The organism is Geomicrobium sediminis (assembly GCF_016908595.1).
GTDB lineage: Bacteria > Bacillota > Bacilli > Bacillales > Marinococcaceae > Geomicrobium_A > Geomicrobium_A sediminis.
In genome coordinates this window covers 172,202-197,350 of record NZ_JAFBEC010000005.1, presented here as the reverse complement: position 1 = coordinate 197,350, position 25,149 = coordinate 172,202, and the positions used below count along the sequence as shown (strand labels likewise).

At 39.7% G+C, this 25,149-nt stretch carries 30 protein-coding genes; 20 read left to right on the top strand and 10 right to left on the bottom strand.

The genetic code is table 11. The features are described from left to right. Window positions 1-16: 16 nt before the first annotated feature. The 3 genes from JOD17_RS10040 to JOD17_RS10030 are packed head-to-tail and all read left to right on the top strand — an operon-like array spanning window position 17 to window position 2,448. A complete protein-coding gene (locus tag JOD17_RS10040) occupies window positions 17-733 on the top strand; it encodes an N-6 DNA methylase (RefSeq protein WP_204697462.1) in 717 nt (238 codons plus the stop codon). A gap of 16 nt (window positions 734-749) precedes the next feature. After that, the gene (locus JOD17_RS10035; protein WP_204697460.1) at window positions 750-1,682 is read left to right on the top strand and encodes a phosphotransferase enzyme family protein; all 933 of its coding nucleotides are present in this window, start codon (window positions 750-752) and stop codon (window positions 1,680-1,682) included. 19 nt (window positions 1,683-1,701) lie between these two features. Then, a complete protein-coding gene (locus JOD17_RS10030; RefSeq protein WP_204697458.1) occupies window positions 1,702-2,448 on the top strand; it encodes an SDR family NAD(P)-dependent oxidoreductase in 747 nt (248 codons plus the stop codon). 41 nt (window positions 2,449-2,489) lie between these two features. Here JOD17_RS10030 and abc-f read toward each other — a convergent pair whose 3' ends face one another. Continuing rightward, on the bottom strand, window positions 2,490-4,106 hold the full coding sequence (gene abc-f / locus JOD17_RS10025; RefSeq protein WP_204697457.1) for a ribosomal protection-like ABC-F family protein: 1,617 nt from the start codon (window positions 4,104-4,106) through the stop codon (window positions 2,490-2,492). 1,162 nt (window positions 4,107-5,268) lie between these two features. Between abc-f and JOD17_RS10020 the strand changes: the two genes are divergently transcribed. The 10 genes from JOD17_RS10020 (at window position 5,269) to JOD17_RS09975 (ending at window position 10,477) form a co-directional block, all read left to right on the top strand. Beyond that, entirely contained in the window at window positions 5,269-5,577 is a 309-nt protein-coding gene (locus JOD17_RS10020) for a hypothetical protein (RefSeq protein WP_204697455.1), read from the top strand. Between the two features lie 28 nt (window positions 5,578-5,605). Beyond that, window positions 5,606-5,764 (top strand): hypothetical protein, encoded by a 159-nt coding sequence (locus JOD17_RS10015; protein WP_204697453.1) that lies wholly within the window; start codon window positions 5,606-5,608, stop codon window positions 5,762-5,764. 11 nt (window positions 5,765-5,775) lie between these two features. Continuing rightward, window positions 5,776-6,285 (top strand): MepB family protein, encoded by a 510-nt coding sequence (locus JOD17_RS10010; protein WP_204697451.1) that lies wholly within the window; start codon window positions 5,776-5,778, stop codon window positions 6,283-6,285. A 76-nt stretch (window positions 6,286-6,361) separates the two neighbouring features. Then, on the top strand, window positions 6,362-7,159 hold the full coding sequence (locus tag JOD17_RS10005) for a nucleotidyltransferase domain-containing protein (RefSeq protein WP_204697450.1): 798 nt from the start codon (window positions 6,362-6,364) through the stop codon (window positions 7,157-7,159). Between the two features lie 5 nt (window positions 7,160-7,164). Further along, window positions 7,165-7,710, top strand: a complete 546-nt coding sequence (locus JOD17_RS10000) for a GNAT family N-acetyltransferase (protein ID WP_204697449.1) — start codon at window positions 7,165-7,167, stop codon at window positions 7,708-7,710. Between the two features lie 86 nt (window positions 7,711-7,796). Continuing rightward, window positions 7,797-8,102, top strand: coding sequence for an HNH endonuclease (locus tag JOD17_RS09995; protein WP_420827937.1), 306 nt, complete (start codon window positions 7,797-7,799; stop codon window positions 8,100-8,102). 22 nt (window positions 8,103-8,124) lie between these two features. After that, complete coding sequence (locus JOD17_RS09990; RefSeq protein ID WP_204697447.1) at window positions 8,125-8,517, top strand: hypothetical protein; 393 nt, start codon at window positions 8,125-8,127, stop codon at window positions 8,515-8,517. Window positions 8,518-8,574: 57 nt separating this feature from the next. Beyond that, complete coding sequence (locus JOD17_RS09985) at window positions 8,575-8,808, top strand: hypothetical protein (RefSeq protein WP_204697446.1); 234 nt, start codon at window positions 8,575-8,577, stop codon at window positions 8,806-8,808. A 79-nt stretch (window positions 8,809-8,887) separates the two neighbouring features. Further along, window positions 8,888-9,448, top strand: coding sequence for a pentapeptide repeat-containing protein (locus JOD17_RS09980; protein WP_204697445.1), 561 nt, complete (start codon window positions 8,888-8,890; stop codon window positions 9,446-9,448). Between the two features lie 18 nt (window positions 9,449-9,466). Then, complete coding sequence (locus JOD17_RS09975) at window positions 9,467-10,477, top strand: LLM class flavin-dependent oxidoreductase (RefSeq protein WP_204697444.1); 1,011 nt, start codon at window positions 9,467-9,469, stop codon at window positions 10,475-10,477. Between the two features lie 40 nt (window positions 10,478-10,517). On the opposite strand, the gene JOD17_RS09970 is transcribed toward JOD17_RS09975, so the two are convergent. The 3 genes from JOD17_RS09970 to JOD17_RS09960 are packed head-to-tail and all read right to left on the bottom strand — an operon-like array spanning window position 10,518 to window position 11,469. Next, window positions 10,518-10,655, bottom strand: coding sequence for a hypothetical protein (locus tag JOD17_RS09970; protein ID WP_204697442.1), 138 nt, complete (start codon window positions 10,653-10,655; stop codon window positions 10,518-10,520). A gap of 50 nt (window positions 10,656-10,705) precedes the next feature. After that, window positions 10,706-11,254, bottom strand: a complete 549-nt coding sequence (locus JOD17_RS09965) for a hypothetical protein (RefSeq protein WP_204697441.1) — start codon at window positions 11,252-11,254, stop codon at window positions 10,706-10,708. Continuing rightward, window positions 11,251-11,469 (bottom strand): hypothetical protein, encoded by a 219-nt coding sequence (locus tag JOD17_RS09960; protein WP_204697440.1) that lies wholly within the window; start codon window positions 11,467-11,469, stop codon window positions 11,251-11,253. The genes JOD17_RS09965 and JOD17_RS09960 overlap by 4 nt, the downstream gene beginning before the upstream one ends. Before the next feature lie 300 nt (window positions 11,470-11,769). Here JOD17_RS09960 and JOD17_RS09955 point away from each other — a divergent pair, with 300 nt between their 5' ends. Beyond that, window positions 11,770-14,265: a M14 family zinc carboxypeptidase gene (locus tag JOD17_RS09955; protein WP_204697439.1), complete on the top strand. Its 2,496-nt coding sequence runs from the start codon at window positions 11,770-11,772 to the stop codon at window positions 14,263-14,265. A gap of 459 nt (window positions 14,266-14,724) precedes the next feature. Here JOD17_RS09955 and JOD17_RS09950 read toward each other — a convergent pair whose 3' ends face one another. Both JOD17_RS09950 and JOD17_RS09945 read right to left on the bottom strand, forming a co-directional pair. Then, on the bottom strand, window positions 14,725-15,870 hold the full coding sequence (locus JOD17_RS09950) for an SIR2 family protein (protein ID WP_204697438.1): 1,146 nt from the start codon (window positions 15,868-15,870) through the stop codon (window positions 14,725-14,727). Beyond that, on the bottom strand, window positions 15,839-17,164 hold the full coding sequence (locus JOD17_RS09945) for a hypothetical protein (protein ID WP_204697437.1): 1,326 nt from the start codon (window positions 17,162-17,164) through the stop codon (window positions 15,839-15,841). The genes JOD17_RS09950 and JOD17_RS09945 overlap by 32 nt, the downstream gene beginning before the upstream one ends. A 109-nt stretch (window positions 17,165-17,273) precedes the next feature. Here JOD17_RS09945 and JOD17_RS09940 point away from each other — a divergent pair, with 109 nt between their 5' ends. Both JOD17_RS09940 and JOD17_RS09935 read left to right on the top strand, forming a co-directional pair. Further along, window positions 17,274-17,840 (top strand): ABC transporter ATP-binding protein, encoded by a 567-nt coding sequence (locus JOD17_RS09940; RefSeq protein WP_204697436.1) that lies wholly within the window; start codon window positions 17,274-17,276, stop codon window positions 17,838-17,840. Window positions 17,841-18,008: 168 nt separating this feature from the next. Continuing rightward, the gene (locus JOD17_RS09935) at window positions 18,009-19,232 is read left to right on the top strand and encodes an MFS transporter (protein ID WP_204697435.1); all 1,224 of its coding nucleotides are present in this window, start codon (window positions 18,009-18,011) and stop codon (window positions 19,230-19,232) included. Between the two features lie 36 nt (window positions 19,233-19,268). On the opposite strand, the gene JOD17_RS09930 is transcribed toward JOD17_RS09935, so the two are convergent. Further along, the gene (locus JOD17_RS09930; protein WP_204697434.1) at window positions 19,269-19,418 is read right to left on the bottom strand and encodes a hypothetical protein; all 150 of its coding nucleotides are present in this window, start codon (window positions 19,416-19,418) and stop codon (window positions 19,269-19,271) included. Between the two features lie 145 nt (window positions 19,419-19,563). Here JOD17_RS09930 and JOD17_RS09925 point away from each other — a divergent pair, with 145 nt between their 5' ends. Then, complete coding sequence (locus JOD17_RS09925; protein ID WP_204697433.1) at window positions 19,564-20,424, top strand: TetR/AcrR family transcriptional regulator; 861 nt, start codon at window positions 19,564-19,566, stop codon at window positions 20,422-20,424. 183 nt (window positions 20,425-20,607) lie between these two features. Further along, the gene (locus JOD17_RS09920) at window positions 20,608-20,925 is read left to right on the top strand and encodes a hypothetical protein (RefSeq protein WP_204697431.1); all 318 of its coding nucleotides are present in this window, start codon (window positions 20,608-20,610) and stop codon (window positions 20,923-20,925) included. A gap of 105 nt (window positions 20,926-21,030) precedes the next feature. Here the strand turns inward: JOD17_RS09920 and JOD17_RS09915 are convergent, their stop codons facing one another. From JOD17_RS09915 to JOD17_RS09905, 3 genes are read right to left on the bottom strand one after another with little or no spacing between them, the layout of a single operon-like run. Continuing rightward, window positions 21,031-21,798 carry a DUF4097 family beta strand repeat-containing protein gene (locus JOD17_RS09915; protein ID WP_204697429.1) on the bottom strand — a complete coding sequence of 256 codons (768 nt, stop codon included), beginning with the start codon at window positions 21,796-21,798 and terminating at the stop codon, window positions 21,031-21,033. Continuing rightward, window positions 21,795-22,343: an HAAS signaling domain-containing protein gene (locus JOD17_RS09910; RefSeq protein WP_204697427.1), complete on the bottom strand. Its 549-nt coding sequence runs from the start codon at window positions 22,341-22,343 to the stop codon at window positions 21,795-21,797. The genes JOD17_RS09915 and JOD17_RS09910 overlap by 4 nt, the downstream gene beginning before the upstream one ends. Continuing rightward, window positions 22,330-22,662, bottom strand: coding sequence for a PadR family transcriptional regulator (locus JOD17_RS09905; protein ID WP_204697425.1), 333 nt, complete (start codon window positions 22,660-22,662; stop codon window positions 22,330-22,332). The genes JOD17_RS09910 and JOD17_RS09905 overlap by 14 nt, the downstream gene beginning before the upstream one ends. Before the next feature lie 350 nt (window positions 22,663-23,012). Here JOD17_RS09905 and ssuE point away from each other — a divergent pair, with 350 nt between their 5' ends. Together ssuE and gdhA are read left to right on the top strand one after the other, a co-directional pair. Next, window positions 23,013-23,555, top strand: a complete 543-nt coding sequence (gene ssuE, locus JOD17_RS09900) for an NADPH-dependent FMN reductase (protein ID WP_204697423.1) — start codon at window positions 23,013-23,015, stop codon at window positions 23,553-23,555. 182 nt (window positions 23,556-23,737) lie between these two features. Then, complete coding sequence (gene gdhA, locus JOD17_RS09895) at window positions 23,738-25,084, top strand: NADP-specific glutamate dehydrogenase (RefSeq protein WP_204697421.1); 1,347 nt, start codon at window positions 23,738-23,740, stop codon at window positions 25,082-25,084. Window positions 25,085-25,149 lie beyond the last annotated feature (65 nt).

Sequence of the window (25,149 nt, the reverse complement as noted above, 5' to 3'; positions counted from 1 at the left end):
GATGAAAGAGGATCGTATGAATTATAAATATGAAACTGAGAATAAAGATTATCGTGATCTTGCAAGTGGAAGGGTTTTATTGAACGCTAAGAAGACGACAGCTTTCCCCATTCGGATGGCGAGTGAAATTATGCAACATTGTATCGCATCACTAGAGAAAAAGGAGAGTCTAACCCTCTATGATCCTTGTTGTGGCGGAGCACATTTATTGACGGCAATGGGGTTTATACACGGTAAAGCGATCAAATCAATTTATGGTTCAGATTTTGATCGAGACGTGATTGAGGTTGCAACAACAAACTTGTCTTTACTTACCGACGACGGGTTAATAAAGAGGGAGAATCAGTTATCCTCTCTGTTCGATGCGTACGCGAAGGAATCTCATAAGGAAGCTCTAGAAAGTGTGGAACGATTACGAAGCATGTCTGCACAAATGACTTCACCGACTATCTCGAGTTTTACTTGGGATATTACGAGTGGGCCACCACCTGTAAACGAGAAGGCAGATATTGTCATTACCGATATCCCTTATGGGAACACAGTAGGTTGGCAGACAATGTCAAGCGCTCCAGTACAAGATCTACTCGGTCACTTAGAGCTGATCATGAATAAGGAAGATTCAATCATTGCCATTGTAAGTGAGAAAAAAGAAACGATCACTCATGATCGTTTTGAAAAAGTGAAAACGATGAAACACGGAAAACGGAAAGTAACCATGTTGAAGCCGAAGTAAAGAATAGGGGTGAGCGATGAACGCAGACATTTATCGTGAAGTTCAAGAGGCTTATGGTCTTAAATCAGCTCAGTTTGACTGCCTAGGAGGCTACGAAGACAACGTATTCGTTAGTGAAGAAGATGACGTTGTCATTAAGTTCCTTGATGCTTCAAGACATTCGCTAGAACAATTGCAACAAGAAGTAGATTGGATGCAATTGATGGACCGAAATGGAGTTCACGTTCCCCGTTCAGTTCTGTCTAAGAATGATAAGGCGATCGAACGAATAACCGGCATTGAACCGTGTTTTTATGTGACCGTTACAGAGCGAATTAAGGCGACTGCGTCAAAGTCGTTCCTTAACGATTCTGTTCTAATTGAACGGTGGGGAAGGACACTCGGAAAGATGCACGCGATTTCAAAGCAACATGCTGATTGGCACTCGTCGTATGCACCGTGGGATTATGATCATTGTCATCGTAATTTTATTCTGACGGCTGACCAAGACGTGCAAAGCATTTGGATCTCGTATCAAGATCAGCTCCAAGCGTTGCCTAAGACGAAAGATACATTCGGCGTCGTTCACCATGATTTACATCATGAGAATCTGCTTCTTCAAAACGATGATCTTTATGTTCTTGATTTTGGTGATCTTCGAAACAGTTGGTATGTATATGACATCGCGATCGCAGTGCATACAGCCCTTGAAAACAATCGTTTTCGCCAATTTGAAGAGGAACATTCCTACAAATTGCGTTTTACAGAAACGTTTCTGCGTGGTTATGAGCGGGAAACGTTGTTAATAGAAGAAAGCCGGGCATTGTTACCTTTCTTTTTAAAATATCGACTCGTGTATTCGTATATGTATTTCCAGCACACACTTACCGATGCGAAAAAATTAGAAGTTGCTCAGATCCTAAATGATATGAAGAACAGAATCGTAACAGGTGGAACGACCGATTCATGACAAGGAATGTGATTTGTTTATGATAAATCCGAATCTGAAGGGAAAAGCCATTCTCATTACTGGAGGTAATTCAGGAATTGGAAGTGCAATGACTGAACAGTTTGCAGAGATGGGAAGTAAAATTATCATCCACTATTATGATAAGGAAGAGAAAGCGACACAACTCGTACGCACAATTCAAGAAAGTGGCGGAGAAGCAGTTGCTATTTATGCGGATTTACGTCAAGAACAAGACATCGATCAGTTAATGGAGAAGTCCATTAAAGCATTCGGAACCGTAGATGCGCTCATCAATAATGCTGCTGCTTGTGTATTGGATACAATCTTTGATACAACAGGCGAAACGATTGATGAACATTTTGAAATGAATGCTCGTGTGCCTGTGCAACTTATGAATCGCTTTGTGCTTCTGCATAAAGAACAAGGAAAAAAGGAAGGAAGCATCGTTAACATTTCAACTGATGCATCCCAAAAGTTTGCGAGGCAAATTTCTTATGGAGCAAGTAAAGCAGCATTAGAAGCTTACACTAGAAGTGTTGCAATCGAGGCAGGTCCACATGGAATCACCGTCAATTGTATTTCCCCAGGACCGACCCAGACAGGATACATTGATGACCAACTTGAAAGAATGGTGATGCCAGATATTCCGATGCGCCGACTAGGCGAGCCGAAAGATATCGCTGAAGCAGCCGTCTTTTTTGCATCAAAACAAGCAAGATGGATTACTGGACAAGTGTTACTCGTATCTGGTGGTCATTACATTTAAGCCACCGACCATGAAAAGGAATCTTTTCATGGCCGGTTCTTTTATTCAGAGCGTTTCATACGCGCATAGTTAAAGGGTCCCTCATAACGAGTTAATTGGCCGTCTTCAAGCCAAAGAGTCGTTGATAAAGACTTGTTAAGAAAATACCGGTCGTGCGAGACAGCAATTAGGGTACCTTGGAAACTTTCAAGCGCTTCTTCGAGCATTTCCTTCGAGTCAATATCAAGGTGATTTGTCGGCTCATCGAAAACCAATACATTATGATGCTGTTGCATCAGCTGGGCAAGCCTAAGGCGCATAGATTCACCACCACTTAAATCAGAAACTGACGTAAACACATCGTACCCATAAAATAGAAACTTCGCGAGAGTGTGCCGTGCTTCTGCCTCGGTAACCGTCGCTGCACTTCGAAATGCTGAAAGTACGGTATCTGTACTCGTACCAAACTCTAAGTGTTGGGATAAGTAGCCGATCGAAATGTTATGACCAACTGTCACTTCACCGGAATCAACGTCATGTTGTCGTAACAACGTCTTTAAAAGCGTTGATTTACCAGCACCGTTTGGACCGACTATTGCCACTCGTTCCCCGTGTCGTATATGAAGAGACACACCATTAAAAATGGGAGTCTTATCAAAGTGTTTGACGATGTTTTCGCACGTAAACACATCGTTTCCACTACGTTGTTCGGTGTCAAAAGCTAAAGCAACTTGCTTTGTTTCAACGGGGCGCTGCAAGCGTTTGATGCGCTGCAAAGCTTTCTCCATGCTTTTTGCCTGACGATGCATACTTGCATTAGGTGGCTTTGCACGATTCGCCCATTCTTTTAAACGTTTAATCGTTTCTGTCATTTTCTTAATCTTTTTTTGTTGATCTTCATAATGTTGAAATTGACGTAGAATTCTAGCTTCTCGTTCCATCACATAGTCCGTATAGTTCGTGTGATAAATGAATAGCTCACCGTGTTCAAGTTCCCATATCTTCGTCACTGTATCATCAAGAAACGCCCGATCGTGGGAGATGATGAACACACTCCCTGTGTAATCTTTAATCCATTTAGATAACCAATCCAACGCATAAATGTCGAGATGATTGGTCGGTTCATCAAGAATTAATAGATCAGGCTTTTGTAAAAGGAGTTCAGCGAGTTCGACCTTGGTTCGCTCACCCCCGCTTAAGGTCGACCAAGTTTTTTCTAACAGGTCTGCAATACCTAACCCTGCAGCAACGCGTCGAATATTCGCCTCAGTCTCATAACCTCCTGCTTTTTCAAATTGATCCAGTAACGAGCCGTACGTGTTGAGAGTTGCTTCTAGATCCGAGGTGTTCGGGTTAGAAAGTTGGGATTCATAGTGTCGTAATTGCTGTTGCAATTGATTTATTTCGCTAAAGCCACGTTGAAGTAAATCATAGATAGTGATGTCCTCACGTGCAGGGGTTTGGGCGAGCATTCCTTTCGTTGATTCTTTTTTCCAGCCAATCGTTCCTGTAGTAGGGTTTTCAAGACCAGCAATCAACCTTGCAAGCGTAGATTTACCTTCACCATTTCGGCCAACAAGACCAATAATTTCACCTGATTGAATTTGAAAAGATAACCCTGTGAAGATTGTAGTTCCTCCGTATATTTGCTCTACATTTTTTCCGTGACATACAATCATGTTCGTTCCTCCTAAAGTAGAGGAGACGTGAACATAAAAAAGACGACGGAGAATCGCTCCGTCGCCTTCAAATCATCATGATGTGATGAATAGACACGTCTCTTCTCAGTGAATTTCCGGTATCGTTTTGTAAAAAAGGACAGACTGATCCAATTTCAAAACGATTGCCGAAAATATCGTCCGACACCGCGACAAAAACGCACCTATTTGTGCCAGACTTCCACTAAAAAGACTCATGCCTACTCACCTCCCGAACGTTTAATTACTTCTAATGTAGCGAATGTATTCAGAAAAGTAAAGAATCTATTTCGGGCAAGGTCATTAAAGTGTGGCGTAAAGAGCAACGTGTCAAATGTCGCTAAAACCGTTGTGAAAAGTGAACAGAGCTGATAAATTATTTTGGGCGCGTGTTCGAGGAGTAGAGACCGGTAAAGAACTCGGAGAACGTGTGCAAGCGTCGGTGTCGGTGTAACAAGCGTCGGTGTCGATGTAGCAAGCGGTGGTGTCGATGTAGCAAGCGTTGGTGTCGGTGTAGCAAGCGACAGTGTTGGTGTAGCAAGCGTTGGTGTCGGTGTAGCAAGAGACGGTGTCAGTGTAGCAAGCGAGGGTGTTGGTGTAGCAAGCGAGGGTATCGGTGTAGCAAGCGTCGGTGTTGGTGTAGCAAGCGAGGATGAGGGTGTAGCAAGCGAGGGTGTTGGTGTAGCAAGCGAGGGTGAGGGTGTAGCAAGCGAGGGTGTTGGTGTAGCAAGCGAGGGTGTTGGTGTAGCAAGCGAGGGTGTTGGTGTAGCAAGCGAGGGTGTTGGTGTAGCAAGCGACAGTGTTGGTGTAGCAAGCGTCGGTGTCGGTGTTGCTATCCCCGATCTTAATACTCAACAGTTCTAAACAAAAGAGGTGAAGAAATTGGTATTAAACATTATTGTAACGTGTGTATTAGGCATGTTTGGAACAACGCTATTGCTAGCCGTGATGTCATTTCTAGGGATCAGTATTGAGTTGTTTTTCTTTTTGATACATGGAATGATCTTTGCGATGTGTGTACTTATCTACATAAATTTGAAAGGAAAGTAGTTGTGATTTGGGAATCAATATCAAAATGATAATTTACTTAATTACGAATTGTATATAGCATAGAAGTTACTAAGTAAAAAGGAAGGGGAGAACGATGAACATTCAGCTTATTTTGTTTATAACATCTGTGCATGAGGATGCTAATCAAGAGAATTCTAAGATGATGATGAAGGCGTTTGAATCCGATTTCCGTCCAGCCTTAGGAGACATTATTGAAGATCCAGGGTTTGATCCACGATTCCATAATGGTTATGAAGTAGCAAAAGTTACGGTGAATTATAGTGCGAATGAATGTCTCGTTTCGTTATCCCCGATTGCAATCGAAAAGGAAGAAATCGCTGTCACAGAATACGTCGATAAACTTCTGCAAAATGGTTGGAAGGTCTGTAGTTTGGCACATTAAAAGTAATGAAGTACTAAGGGGTTTTATTTTGAAGAAAACAAAGCATACAGAAAAAGATACATGGAGTGTTGGTGGAATTATCGGTTTGGCTGTGTTGATCGTATTTATGATTTCTACACTCCTATTAAAAGCCATCGATCCAAACAGAGGTGGCGGCGCCAGGCATCTTATTGATTTATTTTCGTAAGGAGCGAGATCATGAATGACTTTTATGAGGCGTTTGTATATGTAAATAAACTGGTTTATGAGCCAAATCAGTTTACAGTAAAAGCAATTCAAGAAGAAGTGCACAATAAAAAGTACGGGGCAGGCACGTTTCACTTAATGTCTAAAACCGTGCGATTTAGAGTCGCACATCAGACACCGACTAAGATTGGTCAGTTTGTATCCCTTTGGGAAAAAGATACGGATGGTAAAAATCGGCCGTATTCTTATGACGCATCTCCTGATCTAATTGTGATCACGACCTTTCGCAATGAGCGACAGTTTGGGCAGTTTATCTTTCCGAAAGAGGTTCTTTTCAAAAGAGGTATTCTTCGATCATCCTCAACAAAAGGGAAAATGGCAATGAGAGTGTACCCTTCCTGGGACGAACCGAATAATAAACAAGCGATCTCTACTCAGAAATGGCAATTGCCTTACTTTACAGACATGAGCAATCCAAGTCGTTTACCGTTAGATCGATTAAAGAAACTCTATAGTGTGTAGTCCCCTCTTGTCATTAAAAGAGGGAATTTTCTGTTTACCTCGTAGAATATCTATAATCAAAAGGAGGTTCTTTGCAATGTCAATCATCCATAAAGGGTACGGGTTAGACGAGCAAGGGTACATCGAAAGTGATGTTGTGACGACTCAAATTAGTTTGTACAACACGTGTATTCAAGACTGCGTCGCTCAATTAAAGCAGGCTTTTCCTAAACAAGTGCATGGCGTTTACGTTTATGGCAGTGTAGCCAGGGGAGAAGCTGTGAAGAAAAAGTCGGACTTGGACTTGCTCGTCCTGTTTAGGGAGGATTTGTCAGCGCAAGAGAAACGTCGATTAAACGTGCTGGGGCAATCATTATCGAAAACGTATGTTGATGATTTTCGTGAGGTTGGCATAGCTTTTAAGAATTATGACTATACGATGGATCCTAAGAACTACGATGAACAAGCGTTTTTGAAAGAGTTATCAATCTGTGTGGAGGGTAACGATTTACGTTCATACTTCGGTCCATATCGCTTAACTTCTGAGATTGCAATTCGTTTTAATGGAGATATTAATGAAGTATATGATCGTGCGATGAAGCGACTGTATCATAGGGACGATGAGGAGTTTAGGCAGACGACGATAGCGTTTGCGAGAAAGCTCATTCGTACGTATTATTCAATGGTCATGTTTCGCTCTCAAATTTGGACAACAAGGCTTCATGAGCAAGCACAAGTGATTGTCCAGAGTCTTCCTGAGAAAAGCAGTGTCATCAAAACCTTACTAAACTGGATTGATGAACCTCCGACAAACCCATTCGTTGTTCTCAATTTGTATGAGCAAGAAGGGAATTGGTTAAGTGAACACTTCCACCGTGAAGCGAAGAAAGGATGAGCCGTGTGAACGTACTTGATACGCTAAAAATCTATCCGCTAAAAGATGAGAAGCTTGAGTTGGTAACGTTTCTGCAACGTGAGCACTGGCCTTACCATAGCAATCATGAATCGAGTGAAGCGATGTATGAACATGCTTTTGATGAAGGAAAATATCACGGTAAAAATCTAGCGTTTTGGGTGGAGCAGTTTGATAAAAAGATCGGTTTGGTTGTCATAGAAGACATTGATGATCTCAATCCAATGCTAGACATACGCTTAGCTTCAAATGTACGTGGAAGAGGCATCGGCAAGCACATGTTGCAATGGGTAACCGATTATACGTTTACGAATTACGAGAAGGTTATTCGATTAGAGGGCTGCACTCGTGTAGACAATATGGCGATGCGAAAAACGTTCCATGCCGCAGGCTTTGTGAAAGAAGCATATTATAGAAGTGGTTGGATTGATGAAGATGGGACAGTCTATGATTGTCTTAGTTATGCGAAAACGAGGAGCGATTGGCTCCATGGAACTATAACACCGATTCAAATGGACAACGAACCGTTTTAATTGAGCTCGTCATGGAAGTTTTCATTTTGCAATTCATGCTATAATGCAAGTAAATTCGACAAGTTTTGGCTAGAAGGAGGACAATGATCTTGAAGGCTACTGTAGGAACGTGTGAATTATGTGGCAGACAAGATGTGAAGCGAACGATTCATCATCTTGTACCTAAAGAAGAGGGTGGTGTATTAGAGCCGACATCCTTTTTGTGCATACCTTGCCATAAACAAATTCATGCTCTCTACACGAACCAAGAAATTGCCCTGCGATTAACGACGGTGGAGTCGCTTCAGCAAGATCCGAAGTTGCAATCATTTATTAAGTGGATTCGTAAGCAACATTCTTCCACAATTCCAAAGACGACAAAGTCGAATGCCAAACGGCAAAAAGGGAAATAAAGCGAAGGGAGGATGTTTTGTTATGGACTTAAATGAATACGAACGAACTGTTTCTTTACGAGTCTCTTTTGCGCTCGTCTTTATCGGACTACTTATTACGTCATCTGTACTCATTTATAATGGTTTTACGATTGTGGACACCTTCTTGTATTTAATTGGCCTCCCTTTACTTGGGGCAGGCATTGCCACATTTCTTACGATAACATTTGTCAGTCGAGGACATAAAGAGCAACGTTTTTTAAAGTACGGCTTTATTATTGGGATCATCGCCCCGATCAGCGCGGTCATTTACCATATGAATCAAGGTGTAACACTTGCGACGTACACGATTGTTCTTGCGATTTGTCTCTCGTTAATATGGATTGGGATGTTTGTGCTTTGGCATTTGCATTTAAGGAGAGTTGCTGAATCGTAAAAGATTGGCAAACGTACATTCTAGAATCCATTCATTTGTTTATGATAAACTAGTCCTATGTCTACAAAAAAAAGCTTTTTCCTCAATTTCTCGGTAACTTTTTTTACAATACTTAATGTGTCTGTTTGTCTCGTCGTTTTTGTACTTGCGCTCATTGGCATCGTAACAGGGGTTAATGAGATTAGAGATACGGCAATTGTATTGATGCCGCTCATTCTAGTTACGAGTTTTCTATCTAGACGTAGAAAGCGACTCGAAGAAGAGCAAAGTAAAGACAAAGAAAGCAAGTGAATCGGCGTTAATGATTCACTTGCTTTTTTTGCAGATGAGAATTTCTAGTATAATAGAACGAATAAGGGGGAGTGAATGGATGAAGGAAGAAGATTTTGAAGTTGTTCAACCTAAAGATATTGCTCTCGACGATCAAGTTCGTGTGAAATATTCGAGTGAGAACTTAAAGAATACGGAGTTTGCACACATCTCAAATGTAAACGGAAAGTTCTCATCATGCACGTTGACTGGATCAGAGTTTCTTCATTCTGATTTCAAAAATAGCAAGTTTTCTTCGTCTACATTGCATGATGCAATTTTTCTTGAGACGAATTTGACCGGTGTGAAGTTTACGAATTCTACGATGAAAAAAGCGTCGTTTGAAGGATGTACGCTCGTAAGTACGACATTTAAACATTCAACATTAAATGATTGTGATTTTAGTCATGAGACGTTAAAAGGCGTTAAGTTCAGTTATTGTTCACTTAAGAACACGTCATTTTATGGAGCGACGTTGCAAAATGTCAATTTCCAACATTGCAATTTAAGTCGTGTCGATTTTCGAGATGCAATGATTGATCGCGCAACGCAATCATACATGAGAGGGACCAACGCGGATCTTTCGGAAGCAAAGATTGCTTCTAGACGTGACGAGGATTAGAAATGAGGAGACCCATTTATGGATAAAAGCATACAACTATCGTTATTAGATTTAGCAACGATGTACAACGGTGAATCAGCAACAGAGACGCTGAATAATTCCACTGAACTCGCACAACATGTGGAATCATTAGGGTTTACACGGTATTGGTTTGCGGAGCATCACAATACGAAATATCAAATGAGTACATCACCTGACTTACTTAGTGCACATGTAGCGGCGAAGACGAACCGTATACGAATCGGTTCAGGGGGGATTATGCTTCCAAATCATAGTCCATTAAAAGTGGCAGAGAACTTCGCATTACTTGAAGCTTTGAACCCAGGTCGAATTGATTTAGGAATTGGACGTGCTCCTGGAACAGATGGGTTAACGGCGCTCGCGCTTAGACGCTCCCGTGAAGCAGTTGTGCGCGATGATTTCCCAAGTCAACTTGATGAACTGCTGAGTTACTTTAAAGGGGAGTTTAAAGACGATCACCCATTTGCATCTATATCACACGCTCCTGAACCATTAACACCTGCGCCATTTATGCTCGGTTCAAGTGATGGCGGCATGCGCTTTGCTTCCAACAACGGTTTAGGCTTTGTTTTTGCTGCACATATCTCTCCGCAACTTGCCGTACCGATGTTGCGGGCGTATCGTGAGAACTTTAAACCATCCGTGTTTATGGAGCAACCGAAGAGCATTTTAGCGATTATGGTCATTGCTGCAGAAACCGATGAAGAAGCTGAATACTTAGCAGGACCAGCTGAGTTGCAGTGGGTTCGATGGGGAACGGGACAGTTTACGAATCCACCACCAACACTTGAGGAAGCAGCAAATCATACGTATACGATGCAAGAACAACTAGTGAAAGAGGAGAATAAGGGCAAGTTCATTATTGGAAGCATTGAACGAGTCAAAGAAGAGATTCGAACTTTAGCAGATGAAGCGCAAGTGGATGAAGTGATGATTTTAAATATGTTAACAGAGAAAACATCTCGTCATCGTTCTTATGAATTACTTGCTAAAGCCTTTTCACTTTAACAAAAAAGCAAGCCGTTGAGACCATTCTCAGCGGCTTGCTTTATGCTTTGCGCTGAACGAAGTATTCAGCAATTAATCCGATGCCCGCTCCAATGAGGAGACCGGCTGTGACGTAATCGAGAAACAGTCCAATCCCAAGCCCAATGAGAACCCCACCAGCAATAAGAATAGCAATCACCTCAGTTAACGTGTTTTCTGAATTGTATCATTACTATGAGAAGGTAAGGGTTAATAGGACTTCTTTTTGCGTCTCTTCTGAGCTTCTTTTTCAGTAATGTAGCGAAAAGTAAGACCAAATAATAACAGAAATAGTGGGAGCCAAGTGAGGATTAACCAATCGAATAGAAAGGAAAGTCCAAAAACAATTGGTGCTGCAATCATAAAGATGAGTCCAGTTTGTTTTTCAAGTTGCTCTGTGTGGTGAAACGTCTTCAGTCGAAGCAGCAGGTTTGCAACGATGAGAAAGGCAAGTTCCATTAATAAGTAGGTGAAGATCGCAAACGCGATTAAGTTTAATGGAATCGTTAGCCAAAGCGTCTCACTAAGAGATGCGCCATAATGAATCAGTCCTGCAGTTAGTGCCGTGACGATTGTCCAAAGAATTGTAGACGTTGGATGACTTCGATAAGACTTCCACTCTTTCTTTTGTTGACCATTCAATGATGGGTACTGACTCGTTGCAATCAGTCCATTGAGTACATACATGCTAATCATAAATAATAGGATGACGAAACTAGTGATTACCCACGAACCTTCCATAGGATAGACAGACATCATTGGACGTCACCCCTTTGTGAACGTTTTTTATCAATACCCTTTTTATTGCGATTGTAATGGTACACGCCGAGAAGTAGATAAAGCAGTGTGAGCGTTCCAAAAATCACAATTGGGGGAATTGGATTGGCAAGTAAAAGAATCGATCCGACCATCACAATGAAGGAAAGCGGAGCAGCAAAAGTTAAGAAAAAGAGATGTTTTGGTCGTTTTTTCATGGTGAAACTCCTTTCTTGTTACATATTCTAGCAAAAGTAATAAAAAAGCACCAATCTAGATGAAAGGTATGATACTTACTTATTGAATTGTAGAAGCATGTAAGAAAATCTCGTTAAAATTCGATCAAACGTGATATTTTCTTATAAACTGTAAGAATAGGGAGATCTGCACAATGAAACGGGATTTGATGAGGAAGGAGGATCACTTGCGACTCAAAGCTTAAAAATCAATCATTTTGGAGGTGAATCTGCTACTAATCAAGGACCTGCAAGAAGTAAGCAGAGAGTAGTAGCAGCGATATGAAGCGAGTACATAATTCGATGAGACCGTTACTAATAGCTGTAATATTTTTATTATTCACACCAATTGTAAGTGAGGCTAATGCTTACGAACCGATTCCATATGAGAAAATTCTACCGATTCTAGTAGAATACAATGAAAGTGAACGTATGGAGTTTGAGGTCATTGGGCAAAGCGTTCAAGGTAGGGACTTGTATGAAGTTGTGATTTCAAACCCGGATGTTGATGTTGACGAAGTAAAAGAATTTCGAGAAACGATGCAAGTTGAACCAACAGCGTCGTTACAAACGATTAAAGATGAACCTGACTTTCACGTGCCAATCTTGATTATTGGTGGTATTCATGGAAACGAATTCCCTGGTACTGACGCAATTTTAGAGCTCATTGAGCGTTTCGCTTTTGAAGAAGATGAGGAGACGCTGGCGATCTTGGACGAGCATGTGCTTGTGTTTAATGTCGTCAACAATCCAGATGGAAGGGAGCTTGGAACAAGACAAAATGCGAATGGGTTTGACTTGAACCGTGACCATGTAACGTTATCGCAACCAGAGACGATGGTGAATATTGAAATGATTCGTGATTGGAATCCGATGGTGTTGTTAGACCTTCATGGATTTGTCATCTATGATGATGACAATCCGGGGCTTATTGAACCTACGACACACCCTCACAACCCCAACTATGAACATGACCTCTATTTGAAGTGGGCATTGCCGAATGCTGAGGCGATGGAAGCGGAACTCGTGACAAATCGCGATTTGTATGAAACGGATCGTTACCGCAACATGCAAGGCACCTACATTCCATATCGTGATATGGAAGACGGTTGGGATGATTATCCACCGATTTTTACACCGATGTATGCAAATCACCACGGAGTATATGGTCATACGTTAGAGACACCAGATAACAGTTTAGACGGTGTACGTTGGATGGTTGATGCAGTGATGGGATCGCTGAAGTTCTCGAGCGAGAATAAACTCGAAATGACAAAAGATCAACTCGAGATCTTCAAGCGTGGTGTGGAATTTGAACATGTTGATCATCCGGAAGGGTATTTTCCAAATGCCTACGTTTTACCTGTAGATAAGCAGAACGCATCTGCAACGATCAAAGGGGTAAATGAGCTATTGCGACACGGGCTCATTGTTGAGAAAACGACAGAAACACTTGAGACGAACGGCCAATCGTATGAAGAAGGTTCGTATGTAGTAAGACTTAATCAAGCAAAACGGAGTTTGGCGAATGTTCTTTTATGGGACGGCGAAGATATTAGTGATCAAGCAAGCGCTATGTACGATGTATCCGCTTGGAATATTCCTGAACTGTGGGGATTTGAAGCAACACCACTTTATGAGGAAGTAGATGCAACACTTGAACCGGTTACTGAGCCTGTGGAAAACGTAGGTCAATTGATTGGAGATGGACCTTATGTTCTGCAAAATAACGCGGTTGAATCTGTTCAATTCGTTAATGAATTGATTAATGAAGGTGTTGAAGTGATTCGCAGTGAAGAAGGTCATTTTCACATTGATGCTACACGAAATGAGCAGTTAGAATCAGCAGTTTCGGACTCTAATTTATATCTAAAAACGACTGATATTCCTCGTGATGGCTCAATGATTCACTCGCCTAAGGTTGCCATTTTGAACGATCGAAGCAATCACGGAACGAGGGCAGCGCTCCTCAAGATGGGGTATCAAGTGACTGAGATTTCAACGAACGATGTTCTTGATGACAAACTAGCAGACTTTGATCTTGTGATTGCGAACGGCAATGGCTTTGACGAGTCAGAAGAATACAAGAAACGTGTTCATGAATTTATCGATGCAGGAGGTCATTACTTTGCCATTGGTCAAAGTGCATCTTCTGTAGCGGTCAATCAGTTGAAGTTAAGCGATGCAACGACGCATACAGGACCAAGAAATAGTAACGGTGTCGTGCACGTAGAGTACACTCCTTCAAGTGTTACCCACGGTTACGATGAAGAAGATCTAGGCTTTGTCTATAATCCTATTTGGTTTTCTGACGTAACAGACGAAGAGGTAGTCGCACGATTTGCAGATGAAGACTTTTTTAAGGCAGGTTTTTGGAAAGATGCAAAGGAAGCTTCTAGTCAACCAATCGTTATTGAAGGAACTAAACCGAATGTAACGATTATGGGCTTAGAACCAGGGTTTAGAGATCATCCAGAGTATTTGTATCGGTTGCTTTCAAACGTCATCTTTACGTCGAGCCAAGTTGAACTCGTGACCCCAGAACGGGCGCTGATGACAATTGAGGACTTAGTCGATGCAGAACAAATTTATTACGCATCAACGATTGATCGTTTGACGGCTGCTGCTGAACGAGTGATTGAGGAGGACAATTATGATGCAGCACGAAACTATTGGAACATCGTCATTTGGCAGTGGAACTTAAATTCATTTTCTCGGGAAGCCTATACAGAACTTCGTTATGATGCAGAAGAATTACTTGCTTACTATGAATCATAGAAATAGACCTGCTCCGATGTGGAGCAGGTTTTATAGTTTTGTTAGTTCTGAGTTAAATTACCTTTTGCATGATTATTGAAGATCTGACAAAAAATAAATCCACACTTATATAAAAGATAAATTATGTGAGTGATTCTTGGGGTGGGAATGTTGTATTAAGTTTATTCTTACTGGAAAGAAAGATGAGTATGTAGTTATCAATACCATTAATAGAAAGAATATTTCACTGCTGATTTTGAGCAAATGCAACTGGAGAGAATATCTTGTTGTCTATGATAACCAGGAAAAGTTACTGCGATGTAAGAACTAATTGATGGGATCAATAAATGTTTTCTAATTTGAGCAATTCGATATATTAGTATTGCTACGATGGAGAAATCTGCTTAAGTACAGCCCTTATCGCTTTTATATATTCACTTTCTATATAATCTCCATGTTCATCAATCTTTACATTTATACCTATAACATGAATGTTTTTTTAGCAAGTTCTCTAGCGTCTTTATATTCGACATTTGGTGCTATCAAAAAATGTATTCCCTTTATTTTCGAGATGACATCTATGTATATTTTTTCGAAAAACTCATCAGAGAAAGAGAATCCAAGAAATAAAAAAGATTTACTGCTCATGATGGACTGTAAATTTATTTGGAATTTCTGATCATTGTAAAGGTTGTTGTAGTCATCTTCAGTAACTATCATAGTATCTGGTTTATCAATATTACCATGCAAATGAATAACTCGTTGTCTATTTTCGCGATGCAATTTTTGGTGATCAGAAATGTCGTTTCCCATTAAAGGGATGGCAAGTCTGTTTAATTTTGTAGCTAGTTCGGTAAAGCTATTATCGTAATTAGTAGTCATATAAAAATTAGATCTCAATGAATACAAATCATTATAATTGTTATCTTTTGTGCTTGGAGTTTTTGAAGACATTTCTATTAATACTTCTACAATTTTTTTCTTGACCATGTCTTCTGTAGATAAAGTGGAATGGTCTTTTAGATAATTTAATGCTTTTAAAAGGTCCCCGTCTTTAATGTACTGTCTATAAGGAGGCTGAAACTCAGGTTGAATATAATCAATTAATTGTAATAAAAGGTTACTCCAAGAGGGAAAACCTAAAGGTATTGAAAGACCGGCACCAAAAAATGGAATTATATGATCTTTATTTTTTACAAGTTCTTTTAAGTTGTACATAAATGGACTATCTATATACTGTTCACTTTCCATATTTAAATTAACCTTACGTATTAAATGTGTTAAATCTTTTCTTATCAGGTAAGTATCTTCATATTCATGATAGTTGTTATTTACACTCTCTCCGCAAAGTTCGCATTGAAAAATAAGATCCGATAGTACACTTTCGTCTTCTTTTTCGCAATAGTATTCTTTTTTATGTATAATAATTTTGGAGTTGATTAATTCTTGCACCAAAAACTTATTTATGTCTTGATTCTTATCACAATGATCATAGAAAGATGAAAGTTTTCTTTGAGTGAATTTCCTTCCTGTATATTCTATAAGCTTGTAAGTGAAATTTATCAATTGAGTATCATTAAAATCTAACTTTGATCTAGCGGAATTTAGAAATACTATTAACGACATGATGTATCAGCTCCTTATTTAGATAATTCTTGTTTTTAAATGTGATTCTGAAGAATCTTTGGTTCACTTCAATACTAGTTTGTACTACTTCATTGTTCGAAGAAGATTTATGATGAATATCTGCAAACCATGAGATAGACCACATTGGTAATTCTAAAGCATCTTTGAAATCAATGTATAAACTATGGAACATTTCCATCCCAGAAATAGGTGAATCTTTCCCCGACGATCCTGTGGATCCCTGTCCCGACGAACTTGATTTAAAAGATATTCTAGTAGGAAACCCTATCATTTTTTTTGATTTAGCCAAATTAACAATATCCTCATCATCTGCTGAAACAGATATTAATGTTGAAAGTAATAAAGCATCAAGGCGTTGTTTGAAATCATCTTTTAACTTTGAGTTATTATAATGATTGAATCTATCTATCTTTTTGATTAACTCGTTAGTTACCTCTTCTGAGCTATTACCTAACCTTCTGTTTAACTCGTCACGGTAATCTGATAATAACTGTTCATCTAATAGTTGAAACATGTTGTACATTGATTCTCTATCTTTTTTATAATGAAAATCACTTGATGGAATATCTCTATCTTCTAAAGACTCAACTTGATCTTTTAAACCTAGATTGGATAAAATGATGTTTTTAATCGTTAAATAAAAATTTTCTAAATTCTCTTCCCAATTTTTTTTGAATCCTTCTTCACCACTGTTATAATCTCTTTTAATGTCATTTGTGTTATTTCTAATTGAAGTCAATATTACTTGAGATTTGAAGTCAAATTCTACCCCAGCAACTAAATACCCAGTAGTTCCTTCTTTTTTCATTGGGACTACTTGAAAGAATAAGTATCTTGCAGTTTTTACCTTGTGATCAGCAGTCTCTTCATAATCATAACCAGCTAAGAAGGTTAATCCAATCTCTGTAATATTTAAGGCATCCATGAGATAAAAGCCATCGACTGACATATATTTTTCCAGCTCTACTCTTTTACCACCATTTATATTATATATAAGGGAATGCATCCTCTTTTTAAAAATAGGTACTTCTATATTTACGGTATTCATCCTATCGAGGTAAACATTTTTAAGTCTACTGTACATAATACTCTCAAAAAATAATTTATCTAAGATCTTTTTATCTCGAGGAAATTCGTCACTAAATTTCTTATAATAATCCCCTAGTGGTAAATTTGCTGAAAACCCTAATGCTTCTTGTAATTTGTCTCTAACTATCGTGTCATTTGAGAAATCTAGAAATTTTTGACCTTCAAAAAAATAAGCAGATGACATGTGTATTTTCTCCTTTAAAAATTATAATGGATAATATAATTATTATAAATTAAACTATGGTAAAAAACATTACTAAAGATGCAGTGTTTTAAATCTCTTTACAAGAAATATGAAGTGGAAAGTTTCTGCTTATTCAGTGTTAGAAACGATTACGATGGTGAAAGCGATGTACATTCGCTCCTATTCACAGCCTTCCGCAAAAGACGAAGCCGCGGCAATGGAAGCATTGGAATCGATTGGAATTGCACATCTTGCATATCAATCGTGCAATTCAATTAGTGGAGGAGAGTTGCAACTTGCTTTAATTGCACGCACGCTCGTTGCAGACCCTAAACTATTAATACTAGATGAACCAGAATCACACTTAGACATTCAAAAACAAAAAATAATCTTACAAACGATTAAAAAGCTAGTAAAAGAACAAAACATCACTTGTATTATTAATACACATTACCCTAATCATGCATTCTACTTCGGGGATCAAGTCATGATGGTATCAAAACAACAACCTGTGATTGTCGGTAAAACTGAGGAAATTATGACTGAAGAGAATATGGAAAAGTATTTTAATATTCGCGTGAAGAAAGTTGAGACAGAAATAGAAGATCGAACGTTTAAATCAATGATTCCTCACTATCTAAGTGAAGCAACGCAAGACTCGCAGTTCAATCTTTAGAATTTGTCTTATTATGAGATGGCTGGTTGATGTTCGGAATGTACCGAGCTTTGACCAGCCTTTTTTTTCTGGGCTGACGTAAATAATCAATGAAACAATGAATCTTAGGTGGTTAAAACGACTTTCCGTCTTTGTGCTATCATTTGTAGTGAAGGGAAGTGCACCATCATGAATAATCAGGCATACGTGTATAAACGAACACTCATCGTCGTCGTCATTGCACAACTTTTCGGTGGAGCAGGGCTTGCAGCAGGACTTACAGTTGGTGCATTACTTGCACAAAGTATGGTGCAAGGGGAAGCACTTGCAGGTTTACCGGTGGCTCTAATTACGTTAGGGTCAGCACTTGCAGCATTTTTAATTGGACGTATGTCACAACGTCTTGGGCGCCGAGTAGGGTTATCGCTCGGTTTTTTAGCGGGGTTTGTTGGGGCAATCGGGATATTAGTTGCAGCCGTTTTACATAGCATTTGGCTTTTATGGATGATGCTCTTTCTTTACGGGGCAGGTACAGCTTCAAATCTACAAGCACGCTATGCGGGAACGGATTTAGCGACGGAAAAACAACGGGCTACTGCGGTGAGCATCGCACTCGTCTCAACAACGTTTGGAGCTGTGCTCGGACCAAACCTTGTTGATGTGATGGGAGACTTTGCTGCTAGCTTAGGAATCCCACCGCTTGCTGGACCGTTTATCCTTGCAGCACTAGCTTATGGACTTGCTGGTTTAACGTTGTTTATCTTTTTACGACCTGATCCATTTCTACTCGCTCAATCTTTGCTAGATTCAAAGGAACAACAGAATGAGATGAATGAAGCAAAACCAATGCAAAAAGGTGTTGTTGTCGGGGCAATGGTAATGATCTTAACGCAGATTATTATGGTGGCCATTATGACGATGACGCCTGTCCATATGGAACATCATGGGCATAGTTTAAGAGAAATCGGACTTGTCATTAGTATCCATGTCGGTGCAATGTATTTGCCATCATTATTTACTGGAATTCTTATAGATCGTTTAGGACGAACTGTGATGGTCGTCAGCTCTGCAATCACGTTGCTCGGAGCAGGCTTGATTGCGGCATTTACGCCTCCAGATTCGTTGTTTGGATTAATTGTGGCACTTGGGTTGTTAGGGCTTGGCTGGAATTTAGGATTGATCAGTGGAACCGCACTACTTGTAGATGGAACACATCCGAGCGTTCGTGCGAAAGTACAAGGCTCTGTCGATGTTTTTGTTGCACTTGCTGGTGCATCAGGGGGAGCAATGAGTGGAATGGTTGCGTCGGGTATGAGTTTTTCTTGGTTATCGCTTTTAGGAGGATTCTTGGCATTGAGCCTCGTACCCATTGTGTTTTGGGCGAAACATTCTCGAGAGGTAGAAAAAGGATAAAGAAACGGAGAGTGATGACTCTCCGTTTCTTTATCGTTAATTAGGGCGTCTACGGCAAATCGTTACGTCAATGCCCTGATCTTGTAGGCGTCGAACAATATCTTCAATCGTATCTTCCGAACAGTGTTGTGGCTCGTCTATGCAGTTCACATCATTTTCTTGACTGTAGCTTACGTGGTCATTCATCGAACAACACCCCTTATAAATGATGACTGACTGGTCATAAATATAGTTTAGCACAACTTTGGAACGTTGAATGTGTGTTTTAGGTGAAGATTAATCTTTTGAGTGGATGGTCAGTCAATGGTAAGATAATCATGAGGTGTAGTTGATGAATCAGAAAAAGACCGAGATAATAAAAAAAGCAATTCATCTTTTTGCGACAGAAGGTTTTCATCCGACGTCGATTCAAGACATCTGTACCGTTAGTGGAATTTCAAAAGGAGCATTTTACCTCCATTTTGATTCCAAAGATCAATTACTTGTGGAGATTTATGAATATTATTATGACAGCCTTCACGAACAAGTTCAGCAAGTAAAAGAACAAGCTGAAACTCCTTACGAATCATTTTTGTTACAGCTTGAAGCACATTATGAAACGATTTTTAAGCATCGGGATTTCATTATTATGCAGTTGCAAGAACAAGAGTTATCAACAAATCCAGCAATACGAAGCTTTGTTACGGAGATGAAAGAAGTTCGTTACGAATGGATTAAGAAAAACTTCACCCTCCTATATGGAGATGAAATTGAGCCTTATGTGTATGACTTGAGCATTCTCTTAGAAGGTATGAACAAGGCGTATTTACAAACGATTCTTCATTTAGAATTAGAGATTAACCCGAAAGATTTGGCGGTGTGGATTCTCGATCGCTTAAATGATCATAAAGAATCTCTTCTTATAAAACGCGTCCCTCCTTTTATTACATCCGATATTTTGCAAGAAAAGCATGAAGAGAAGCATAACCAAGAACTTGAACATGTGATTGAAAGTGTCGCCGAAGTTATAAGTGGACTGAAGGCTTCGGAAGAGAAGGTGGCGGAGTGGTTAGAAGCACTTGATGTGCTAAAGGCTGAAGCGAAAAAAGACGAGCCTCGAGCAATTATTATTCAAGGAATGCTAAAAACACTTGAAGATGCACCAGACTTAGAGTTTTATTGCAAACGACTAGAGCAATTAACCATTCGTTAATTGCCTCTTTTCGTTCGTGACCAGATTGTGATATGATAAATTTATTCAGATTATTTCGACATGAATTGTTTTGTATGCAAAAAGCGCGATTTGCGCAAGTCATATGGTTTCAACAGAACCTTTCGTTTATGCAATGCACCTTATGAGCGTCTGTCATCTTCTTTTTGAGAAAGGAACTTCCGCATGCTGAACCTTGTGGCGCTAATCATTAGCCTATTTGTCTTTTTTTGCGCCTTTATGATTCATTCTAAGAGGCGGATTACTTTACTGAATAAAGCCTTAATCGGATGGCCAATAAGCCGACTTGAACGTCATAAAGAAGAGATGTCCAGAGTTGCCAGCTTCTATGTATTTCTTGCAGGCATTTTCGTTTTACTAATACCGATATTTATTCTACTGTTTGGAATCACAATCGGACTGTTATTATTTATTATCACTTGGATCCTACTGTATGCCCAGTTTCGAAGGAAGCTGCAAACGATCGGGCGCCATTACGAGTAAGTGGAACTCATAGTTATGGGTTCTTTTTTTCAATCAATTATAAGTATAAAAAATCGCCGATTTAGGCGATTTTTTGTTTGCAGAAGGAAGTTCAGCTTTTGCTACTTAATTTACGTTATTATTATCAACAGAAACAGAGATATTTCCCACCTCAGAGCGCAGATTCAAGTGAGGTGCGTGACTCTCACTTGTCACATCTTCTAAATCATTGATTTGGGTCAGACCAATTGTAGTTGAAATTGATGGTTGTATTGCACCAGACAGTTCAGTAAAGGTTACGTTTACGTTGCCTACTTCAGTCTGTATAGACAAGTCGTCGTTTAAGTCGGGCAAATGAAATTCAAAATTCCCAACTTCTGACTTCGCATCAATCGTATTTGTAATCATTGAAGCATGAACATTCCCAACCTCAGTTGCAATGGACCAGTATTCAGCTTGAACGTTATCTAGCTGGATGTCTGCAACACTACTTGTAATTGTTATCGATTCGAACAGAACATCAGGAAGAAAAACATCAATGTCGTAATCCGCATTGAAAAATCCAAAAAGTTGGACGCTAGGCTTATGTTTGTGCGTAATATGAAGTGTGTTTTCCTCCAATTGTGTAGAGAGATCATACTCTGTCTGTTGGATGTTCATAATACTTCCTTCATATCCAACAAGAATGTCGTCTTGTTCGTGTGAATGAATGGAGATAGATGCAACGTCTGCATCAATTTTTACATGATCAACGAGAGAAGAATCATACGTTTCATAGTGTTCTTCCCAAGTAGAATGAAACGGGCTCGTTCCGAAAAGAAAAAGTGCTATATTTCCAATAATTCCGATTGTAAGTAGACCGACCCCTGAAAACAAAATAGTGCGTAAATTCATTCTTGACCACCTCTTACAATGTTTAAGTTAAAGTTTAAATAACGAATGATAAGACCGTAACAAAGCTGAAGCAATTTCCAACTACCAACAGCGAGAATCATTCCAAGACCTACATAACCGATGAGCAAAAAGCCTTGAATCCAAAATGCCGAAGAAAAACCTTCTTGAATCAGTAAAAGTAATGGAGATAAAATCAGTGCGATTGATACCATGGCGAGTGTAATCGGAATGACCATGATTGCAACAAACGGTCCTAAAACAAAGATCAAGTTAAACATACTTAGTGAGATAGCAGCGAACGATGCTCGTAAAATGGTTTTCATTGAAGGATGGTTATGAGCAACTTCAAGGTTGTACTGCGCAACAATTTCTTTCGCTACTTTTTCAGGCTTACCAAGCGATTCAGCAATTTCATCCTCCGTTCGACCGTTAGTTAAACCGATCGTGAAGTGCTCCTCATAATCAGCAATAAACTCTAAACGTTCCTCCTTTGGAAGGTTAGCAAGCTTTGATTCTAAAGACGCCATATAGTCAGTTTTTCTCAATTTGATCGACCTCCTCTTGGATAAATTGATTTACACCGTGTTTCAAATCATTCCAGTCATGCAGCAATTTTTCTTTCATTTCTTCACCTTTTTCGGTTATGGCATAATACTTGCGAGGAGGCCCTTCTTTTGATTCCGCAAGGTAAGTCGAAAATAGCTCATCTTTTGTCATCCGTCTTAACAGCGGGTATAACCCACCTTCTGAAATGGTGAATTTTTTTGAAATCTCTTCAACGAGTTCATAGCCATACCGATCTTTATTTGAAATAAGAAGTAACACACACAATTCTAGAATCCCTTTTTTCCATTGTGCGTTCATCTGCGTTCACCACCATCGCTTTAATCGGTACTGTTCATTGAACAGTAGTCGATGTATTGAGTCTAGAATATAGGTAAATTATCCTGAAGTCAACACAGATTAACGAATTTTAGAGGATTTAATGCACACATTCGTTCAATTATTCATATAATTCATACTTGACAAATAGGTATTATAAGATTAGCATACAAGGTAATAACTTGACGGCTCATGTATGTTAGAGGGCATGAGCGTATGCGACGTATTAGAAAGATAGAAAAATCGCAAAAGGTCTGTAATGAAGCGATCTGAACGTTCATTCGGATGCACGTGCGATGCACAAACTTTATACGAGTGGGAGTGGATGTTGTATGAATCATGTTGTCGTTATTTCAGGAAGTCCAAGTGAACCATCAAAAACGAGTCATGTTTTACATGAAGTTGCTGGCAGGTTAAAAGCAGATTGCTCTGTAGATTTTATCAACGTCCGAGACTTACCTGCGGAGGATTTATTGCATGCAAAATTCGGTTCACCAAGTATTAAAGAAGCATCAGCTTTGGTGGAAAGAGCAGAAGTTATCATTATCGGAAGTCCAATTTATAAAGCGTCAATTACCGGAGGTTTAAAAGCATTCCTCGATCTACTGCCAGAAGGGGCGTTACGAGGAAAAACGGTTTTACCTCTCGCTACGGGTGGGAGTATTGCCCATTACCTTTCCTTAGATTTTTCATTATTACCTGTTTTGCATACGCTTGGCAGCACACACTTGTTAAAACCCGTCTATGTGTTAAGTAGTGATATTCACATTGATGATGATCACCTATTCATCCAAGACGTTGATACGGCAGCGAGAGTCGATCAAGCGGTTGAACAAATTTTGCAAGGGTTTCAAAGCTACGAAAAAGTGAATTAGCTCGTAAAAGAAGACACTTCACTATGGAGTGTCTTCTTTTATTTTTATAGTAATTCTAAATGGTTTCTTTTTGGAAGCGGAAAAACATATAAGTATAGGTTAAAAGCAGTAGATTGAGCGTTTAATCTGTGAAGGAAGTCGGGAATTGATAAGAATAACCATTATTTTGAAGGGGTGAATGTATGGAAGATGCTAAAAAGTATATCGAAGATGTATTAGAAACGGTTAAAGAACGTGATCCACATGAAGAAGAGTTTTACCAAGCGGTAAAAGAGATCTTTGATTCACTAGCGCCATACTTAGCTGAACATCCAAAGTATCAACAATTTGGCATTTTAGAAAGGCTCGTTGAGCCTGATCGTTTCATATCATTCCGCGTTCCGTGGGTCGATGATCAAGGTGCTGTCCAAGTAAATCGAGGGTACCGAGTTCAATTTAATGCGGCCATTGGTCCGTACAAGGGCGGGCTTCGGTTTCATCCAACTGTCAATTCAAGTATCGTAAAGTTTCTTGCATTTGAACAGATTTTCAAAAATGCATTAACGGGACAACCAATCGGTGGAGGTAAGGGTGGCGCAGACTTTGATCCGAAAAATAAGTCAAACGCTGAAATCATGCGCTTTACACAAAGCTTTATGACTGAGCTATCTAAACATATCGGACCGAACGTTGATGTACCTGCTGGAGATATTGGTGTAGGTGGGCGTGAAATCAACTACATGGTTGGGCAATATCGAAAATTAAGAGGTTCATCTGAAGCGGGAGTGTTCACTGGGAAAGGTGTAGATATCGGCGGGAGTTTAACGAGAGCTGAATCAACGGGTTATGGTGTCATTTATTTTGTTGAGAACATGTTGAAAGAGTTTAATGAAAGTTTAACTGGGAAAAAGATTATTGTTTCAGGGTCAGGTAAAGTATCCATTTATGCGATGGAAAAAGCGATTGAACTTGGCGCTCGAGTGGTTGCATGCAGCGATTCTTCAGGCTACATTTACGATGAAAAGGGCATTGACCTTGAAACGGTTAAACGCTTAAAAGAAGTTGAAGGCAAACGAATTTCTGCGTATGCAGAGGAGCATGATCATTCATCGTTTTACGGTGGGGAGAAAATATGGCAAGTAGCTTGTGACATTGCACTTCCTTGCGCCACTCAAAATGAGCTTGATGAAAATGATGCAAGTACGCTCATTCATAACGGTGTTAGCATTGTCGCTGAAGGTGCAAATATGCCATGCACACTTAAAGCTGTGGAGCAGTTTCGAGAAAACCACGTTGGTTTTGCGCCAAGTAAAGCCGCAAACGCTGGTGGGGTGGCGGTGTCTGCCTTAGAGATGGCTCAAAATAGCGCGAGAGTTTCATGGACATTTGAAGAAGTTGATCGTCAGCTAAAAGAAATTATGCAAAATATTTTCGACCAAAGCTTATCGGCGGGAAGGCAATACAAATGTGAGGACAATTTGATTGATGGTGCGAATATTGCTGGTTTTAAACGGGTCGCAGATGCGATGATTGCACAAGGCGTATTGTAAAGACTTGTATTACAATAAATGTACAAGGAGTTACCTAGTGGTAGCTCCTTTTGCATTGTATAATA